The organism is Psychrobacter sp., assembly GCF_036731945.1.
Classification (GTDB): Bacteria; Pseudomonadota; Gammaproteobacteria; order Pseudomonadales; family Moraxellaceae; genus Psychrobacter.
The window spans coordinates 1,849-9,581 of the sequence record NZ_DAINDI010000011.1 but is presented as its reverse complement, the minus strand read 5'-3'; the positions used below and the strand labels follow the sequence as shown (position 1 = coordinate 9,581).

The following is a 7,733-nucleotide window of genomic DNA, read 5'->3' as shown; positions in this document are numbered from 1 at the left end:
CGCCATCTTCATTATCATTGCCGTCCACATTTTCGACACGCGTGATAAAGCGCTCATAAATATCGTTTTTACGCGAGCGTCTGCGCGGCTTAGCATTAGCGATTTTAGCTAAATTTGCCTCTAGATCAGTGCTTTTCTTGCTTTTTTTATCGCTCATGAAGAGATACCAGAACAGTGAATGCCACAAAAATTAGATGATTGCTAAAATTAAGGTCTAAATGATTTTTTACGTTTTATCTATATAACTAATTTACATCAATTGTTTGCTAAATTGTAACACTATCGTTGCCACACAATATAGTGGGTCGCCTCCTATCCTTCAAGTATAATTTTAGCTGGGTCGCTGCTATATGCCTAAAATAGCTAACATATCTGATTAAATAAGCGTCATAAATAAGTGAGTATCATCACATGGATCTAAAACAGCTCAATGCCTTTATCGCTATCGCTGATCTTAAAAGCTTTAGCGCGGCTGCTAGCAAGACGGGATTGTCACAGCCGACGCTTAGCCGGTTGCTCAAGCAGCTTGAAACCGATATGGGCGTAGAATTAATCGACCGCTATCATAGACCGCTCCACCTGACCGAAGCGGGTGCATTTTTTTACGATAAAATCAGCACCATCCTGACAGAGATTGATACCGTCACCAGTATGACCCAGCGCTTATCGGCGCCAAGTACGGCTTTAAATATTGGCTTCGTACCATCGGTGCTGTACGGCTTATTACCCGAAGTCATCGCTAAGCTAAAGCAGTCTCATCCTGATATTGAGGTCAATCTCAAGGACATCAGCTCCTATCAGCAAATTGACGCTCTAAAAAGCGGTGAGATTGACATTGGCTTTGGGCGTTTTGCGCATCAAGACCCGTGGGTTCAGCAAATACTATTGCGGCATGAGCGTTATCTGGTGGCACTGCCTAAAGCGCATCCGCTCGCCGATAGCGATGAGCAGCGTCTGATTGACTTGGCAAATAACCGCTTGATTTTATATCATCAAACCCATCTACCTATTTCGACGACCGCGATACCTATTAAGCCTTCTAACGATCAGCCTTCTTTTGAGCCAGTGACTGAGCCTTTGCTGCATTTATTTGCCCAATATGGTATCTCGCCATTTATGACCACCACTGTCAGTGATTTACAAGTGGCGCTCGGTTTGGTTGCCGCGGGCGAAGGCATTACTTTAGTCCCTGCCAGCCTAAAAACGGTGCGTACCGAGCAGATCGTTTATCGTCGCCTATTGCATGAAAATGCCACCTCTCCTATCTACCTGCATACCCTTAAAGACTTTATCCATCCAAAAATCCCCGACTTGCTTGGCGCGATTTATCAAGTCTATGAGCGCCGCGGTATCACTTACCGTAAGCAAAGTTTTACCTCGCAAGGGTAAAGAGCATTAAAGTACATCGAAGCGCTTTAAATCGTGCGAAATGGCAGCTATCGGCAGCGTATTGTGGTATAAATAACCGGCAAAAAAAAATTGGCACTAACCCTTGATATTCATAAATTATTATGCTAACCATCAAGAATAGGTATGCAAACTATTAGTAATAATAATTAAAATAATCCTTATCTTGCTCAGCAGCAGTATGCTAAAGTCGATACAAGATGAATCGTTTTATATTTATAGTTTAACTGCTATATAAATTGTATAAACCGTTTCTCTCATGATCACTGGCAAACTGACACAGGTAAGTGATGTTTTGCCGTTTTAACCATTTCGAGGTATTCATGACCACACAACCACTCAACAACCCGAGCGCCACCGACGATGGCGCCACTGGGCACGCTGTTCCCCAGCAAGAAGGATTTAGCTGGCGGATTTTTGGCCCCGGTATATTAATGGCGACTGCTGCTATCGGTGGCTCGCATCTGATTTCATCGACGCAAGCGGGCGCACTATATGGCTGGCAGCTGGCGATTATGATTATTTTAGCCAACCTTTTTAAATATCCGTTTTTTCGCTTCGGCACCGATTATGTTTATGATACGGGCGAGAGTTTAATCGCAGGCTATGCCAAACGCTCAAAGGCCTATCTTTGGATTTACTTTATTCTCTCCATCCTATCAGCGGTGATTAGTACGGGTGCGGTGTCCCTAATTGCAGCGGTTATCTTGGGCTTTATGCTGCCCGCCTCTCTGCAGCTCTCAACCATGAGTTTGTCGATGATTATTGTAGCAGTATCATGGTTCTTCTTGATTGCTGGTCACTATAAGCTGCTCGATGGCGTGACCAAGTGGATTATGATTGCCCTGACCACAGCAACGGTCGCCGCGGTGGTCATTGCCGCTGGTAAGCCAACTGTTATGGTGACAGATTTTGTCGCCGCATCTCCTTGGAATCTTGCGACCTTGGGTTTCATTGTCGCACTGATGGGCTGGATGCCAGCGCCGCTTGAGTTTGCGGCGATTACCTCGATGTGGACGTCAGCCAAAAGAAAAACCGACAACACCACCCATCGCCAAGGTTTGTTAGACTTTAACGTTGGCTATGCAGTGTCGGCTATTTTAGCGCTGTTTTTCTTAGCGTTAGGTGTGTTCGTACAGTATGGCTCGGGTCAAGAGATTGAGCTAGTCGGCGGCGCTTATATCAATCAGCTGATTAATATGTATACCGCCACCATTGGCGAATGGTCACGCCTACTGGTGGCCTTCGTCGCCTTTATGTGCATGTTTGGTACCACGATTACTTGCGCTGATGGTTATGGGCGCGCCAATGCTGAATGCTGGCGTTTGATTAAAGGTCAAAGTGAGATTAATAAGAAACAAATCGCTTTTTGGACCACTTATGCGATTGGTGGCGGATTGGTGATTATTACTTTCTTTACCGGACAATTAGGGGCGATGCTGAAGTTTGCCATGATATCGGCGTTTGTCTCGGCGCCTATTTTTGGTTGGCTTAATTATTCATTGGTTAAAAACCATAAAAAACTATCAGTGGGTATGAATGCCCTATCGATTGCAGGTCTGATATTCTTGACAGGTTTTGCGCTCTTGTTCCTCGCCAACCTCGCAGGATTTATTGGTTAAGCAATACTTACCATCAAGATTCTATGATAGAAGTAAAAAGCCCTTTTAGCCTTGCTATGAGGGCTTTTTATTGTTAAGTGATTATTTTTTTAAGAGTTGAAAGACAAAGAACCTAGCTATTTGTAACTAAATGTAAATTAATTAATATGGTAAAGATGACGACTTTAGTAATATGAATAACTATTATGATAAAGGTTTAAAAAATGGATATTACTATTCTATAATTGAATATATTTAATATAATTAATCACTATTTAAAGTAAATTTAATATAAGCTTGAGAAACACCGCTTTGCAGTCATGGATAATTGGGTATAATCAAGCACAACAATTTTATCCTTCATCACACGATAAGATTACCCTCCACGTAAGGACGACGATATGACCTCTTCAGCTGGCGCTCGCTTTCGCAGTGCAATAAAACAAAAAAACGATAACAACCAACCATTACAAATTGTCGGCGCGATTAACGCTTATACGGCGATGATGGCGACCCAAGTCGGTCATCAAGCGCTATATCTCTCAGGTGCGGGCGTGGCCAATGCCTCATTTGGTCTGCCTGATTTGGGCATGACCAGCCTTGATAACGTCTTAGAAGACGCACGCCGTATTACCGATGCAGTGGATACGCCGCTATTGGTTGATATCGATACTGGTTTTGGCGGTGCTTTTAATATCGCTCAAACCATTAAAAAAATGGAAAAAGCCGGCGTTGCAGCCGTTCATATCGAAGATCAAGTGGCGCAAAAACGCTGTGGCCATCGTCCAAACAAAGAAATCGTGAGTATCTCTGAGATGGTTGATCGCCTAAAAGCGGCGCTCGATGCCAAAACTGACTCTGACTTTGTAGTAATGGCGCGTACTGACGCCCTATCTGTTGAAGGGCTTGATGCAGCGGTTGAGCGCGCCGTTGCTTTTCAAGAAGCGGGTGCTGACATGATTTTTGCCGAAGCACTGACCGATATCGAGATGTACCGTAAGTTTACTGACGTACTTGATATTCCAGTCCTTGCCAATATGACTGAGTTTGGTCAAACCGACCTTTATACCACTGAGCAGTTATATGGCGTTGGGGTTGATATGGTACTGTATCCCTTATCAGCGTTTCGTGCGATGAATAAAGCGGCATTAAACGTTTATCAGCATCTGCTTGATGATGGTACGCAAGAAAAAGTCGTCGATACCATGCAAACGCGTATGGAGCTTTATGACTTCTTAAACTATCATGAGTTTGAGCAAACGCTAGATAAGTTGTTTGCCAATAGTAAATAAGCATTAAGTCAACCATAAGCAAAATCATCTATCTTTGGTTTTGCTTATTCACTTTTAGTCATCTTTATTTTTTAACTCAAAAAGAGCTACCAACAAAAGGAATTTAAGCATGGCAGCACAAAAAGAACTTTCAGGCGCCGGTCTACGTGGTCAGGTCGCTGGCAAGACAGCACTATCGACGGTCGGTAAATCAGGCTCAGGGCTGACTTATCGTGGTTATGATGTGTCAGAATTGGCCGATAAATGCGTCTTTGAAGAAGTGGCTTATTTGCTACTTTATGGCAACTTGCCAACCCAAAGCGAGCTTGATGCTTATCAAGCCAAACTCAAAAAAATGCGTGGTTTACCGCAAGCATTAAAAGATGTCCTTGAGCGTATCCCAGCACAAGCGCATCCGATGGATGTATTACGTACTGGTTGCTCGATGCTTGGTAACCTTGAGATGGAAACTGACTTCTCACAAGAGAACGATAAAACCGACCGCATGCTGGCGGTATTCCCATCAATCATCAATTACTGGTATCGCTTTACCCACGACAATGTGCGTATCGAAACCGAAACCGATGATGATACGATTGGCGGTCACTTCTTACATCTGCTTAAAGGTGAAAAACCAAACGAGCTGCATACCAAAGTTATGAACGTATCGCTCATTCTTTATGCTGAGCATGAGTTTAATGCTTCTACCTTTACCGCGCGCGTGTGTGCGTCTACCCTATCTGATATCCACTCTTGTATCACTGGCGCGATTGGCTCATTACGTGGTCACTTGCATGGCGGCGCCAATGAGGCGGCGATGGATATGATTGAAGGCTTTACATCAGCCGACGAAGCTGAAGAAGAGATGATGGCAATGCTGGCGCGTAAAGACAAAATCATGGGCTTTGGTCATGCTATCTATAGCGAATCAGACCCACGTAACGTCGTTATTAAAGGTTGGGCTGAGAAGCTAGCAGCCGATGTTGGTGATGAGGTGCTATACCCAGTATCAGTACGCTGTGAAGAAGTGATGTGGCGCGAGAAGAAACTGTTCTGTAACGCCGATTTTTTCCATGCCTCTGCTTATCACTTTATGGGCATTCCAACCAAACTGTTCACGCCAATATTTGTCTGCTCGCGTCTAACCGGCTGGGCGGCACACGTGTTTGAGCAGCGTGCGAACAACCGTATCATTCGCCCAAGTGCGGAATATACGGGTGAAGAATTGCGTCCAGTACCAGAGATGAGTGCGCGTTAACTTGTCTTGAAATAATAATGTGTCTTAAAACAATATGTTTGTAGGGTGTGCTTCAGTTTTAATAAAACAACTGAAGACACGCCCTACAAATCCCTACCTTTAACGCTTAAAAGTTTTTTTAGCAAAGTCTGATTTTATTTTGACGCTTTTACTAAAAAAATTTACCCCTTTTTAGCCTCATTGCAACCAGCCAACAGCCAAAGGTGACTTATGGACAATGCCCTCGTACAACCGATGAATGAACAATTTAAAAAGCCATTACCTGGCACAGACTTGTATTACTTTGACGCTCGTGAAGCGATTGAAAATATCGAAGCTGGCGCCTATGACAAACTACCGTTTTGCTCAAAAGTATTGTGTGAAAATTTGGTACGCCGCTGCCCACCAGAGGACTTAACCGCAGCGCTTAAGCAGCATATTGAAGGCAAGCAGGACCTCGATTTTCCTTGGTACCCTGCGCGCGTCGTCTGCCACGATATTTTAGGTCAGACTGCGTTTGTTGACTTGGCGGGACTTCGTGATGCCATCGCTGAGCAAGGCGGTGACCCATCAAAAGTAAATCCAATCGTACCGACTCAGCTTATTGTCGACCATTCACTAGCCGTTGAGCATGCAGGCTTTGAAGAAAACGCATTTGAGAAAAACCGCGCCATCGAAGAGCGCCGTAATGATGACCGTTTTCACTTTATCAACTGGTGCCAGTATGCCTTTGATAACGTCAACGTCGTACCGCCTGGTAACGGCATCATGCACCAAATTAACTTAGAAAAAATGTCGCCGGTTGTGCAAGTGGTACAAAACAAAGCCGGTGAACAAGTCGCGTTTGCAGATACTTTGGTCGGTACCGATAGCCACACACCGATGGTTGATGCTTTAGGTGTGATTTCAATCGGTGTTGGCGGGCTTGAAGCCGAAAGCGTCATGCTAGGTAATCCTTCATACATGCGCCTGCCTGATTACGTTGGGGTCAAATTAACGGGTAAATTGCAAAAAGGCATTACCGGTACCGATTTGGTATTGGCTATGACTGAATTCTTGCGTGATGCAGGGGTGGTATCTACTTATATCGAATTCTTCGGTGAAGGGGCACGCCAATTAAGCGTCGGTGACCGTGCGTCTATCTCAAACATGACCCCAGAATATGGCGCAACCGCCGCGATGTTCTATATCGATGAGCAAACTATCGACTATTTGCGTCTAACGGGCCGTAGTGAAGAACAAATCAAACTGGTCGAGCAGTATGCTAAGCAAACCGGTCTGTGGGCTGACGGTATGGAAAATGCCATTTATCCACGCGTTCTTGAGTTTGATTTATCAAAAGTCGTTCGTAATATGGCAGGTCCTTCGCGTCCGCATGCACGCGTATCAACCACTGACTTAGTGGCTAAAGGCATTGCTCACGGTGAAGGTGACAAACTCCCTGAACCAAAAGATGGCTTAATGCCAGATGGCGCAGTGATTATCGCCGCGATTACCAGCTGTACCAATACCTCTAACCCGCGCAATATGGTCGCTGCTGGTCTTGTCGCCCGTAATGCGAATAAAAAAGGTTTACTGCGTAAGCCTTGGGTGAAATCGTCATTGGCACCTGGCTCAAAAACGGTCAAGATGTACTTAGAAGAAGCTGGCCTGATGCCTGAGCTACAAGAGATTGGTTTTGACGTGGTTGGTTTTGCTTGTACTACCTGTAACGGTATGAGTGGCGCGCTTGATCCTGATATCCAGCAAGAAATCATCGACCGTGACCTATTTACCACCGCTGTACTATCTGGTAACCGTAACTTTGATGGTCGTATCCACCCGTATGCTAAGCAAGCGTTTTTAGCGTCACCGCCATTAGTGATTGCCTATGCTATCGCCGGTAACATTCGCTTTGATATCGAAAAAGACTCGTTGGGTAAAGACACGGATGGCAATGACGTGTATCTAAAAGACATCTGGTTTGATGATGACGAAGTCGATGCTATCGTTGCTAAAGCGGTGAAGCCTGAGCAATTTAATGCCGTGTATATCCCGATGTTCGATGAAGCCAAAAAAGACACCGGCAAAGCGCTAAGCCCACTGTATGACTGGCGCGAGATGACCACTTATATCCGACGTCCGCCGTATTGGGAAGGCAAAATGGCGGCGATGAATAAGCTAAAAGGTATGCGTCCACTAGCGGTGCTTGGTGACAATATCACCACTGACCATTTA

Annotated in this window: 5 protein-coding genes; all 5 read left to right on the top strand. The window is 44.8% G+C overall.

Going from position 1 to position 7,733, the window contains the following annotated elements:
* Positions 1–411 precede the first annotated feature (411 nt).
* On the top strand, positions 412–1,389 hold the full coding sequence (locus V7D75_RS03605; RefSeq protein WP_333613441.1) for a LysR family transcriptional regulator: 978 nt from the start codon (positions 412–414) through the stop codon (positions 1,387–1,389).
* A 341-nt stretch (positions 1,390–1,730) separates the two neighbouring features.
* Positions 1,731–3,029, top strand: coding sequence for an NRAMP family divalent metal transporter (locus V7D75_RS03600; protein WP_333613440.1), 1,299 nt, complete (start codon positions 1,731–1,733; stop codon positions 3,027–3,029).
* A 380-nt stretch (positions 3,030–3,409) separates the two neighbouring features.
* The gene (prpB, locus tag V7D75_RS03595; RefSeq protein ID WP_068404723.1) at positions 3,410–4,300 is read left to right on the top strand and encodes a methylisocitrate lyase; all 891 of its coding nucleotides are present in this window, start codon (positions 3,410–3,412) and stop codon (positions 4,298–4,300) included.
* A 109-nt stretch (positions 4,301–4,409) separates the two neighbouring features.
* Entirely contained in the window at positions 4,410–5,537 is a 1,128-nt protein-coding gene (prpC, locus tag V7D75_RS03590; protein ID WP_333613439.1) for a bifunctional 2-methylcitrate synthase/citrate synthase, read from the top strand.
* A 234-nt stretch (positions 5,538–5,771) separates the two neighbouring features.
* Positions 5,772–7,733 (top strand): aconitate hydratase AcnA (gene acnA / locus V7D75_RS03585; RefSeq protein WP_333613475.1); only part of this gene is annotated, 1,962 nt, incomplete at its 3' end.

What these genes read in the sequence shown, in the direction of transcription:
- V7D75_RS03600 (WP_333613440.1), top strand. Translation starts at nt 1,731, where the DNA reads ATGACCACACAACCACTCAACAACCCGAGCGCCACCGACGATGGCGCC.
- V7D75_RS03605 (WP_333613441.1), top strand. Translation starts at nt 412, where the DNA reads ATGGATCTAAAACAGCTCAATGCCTTTATCGCTATCGCTGATCTTAAA.
- prpC (WP_333613439.1), top strand. Translation starts at nt 4,410, where the DNA reads ATGGCAGCACAAAAAGAACTTTCAGGCGCCGGTCTACGTGGTCAGGTC.
- prpB (WP_068404723.1), top strand. Translation starts at nt 3,410, where the DNA reads ATGACCTCTTCAGCTGGCGCTCGCTTTCGCAGTGCAATAAAACAAAAA.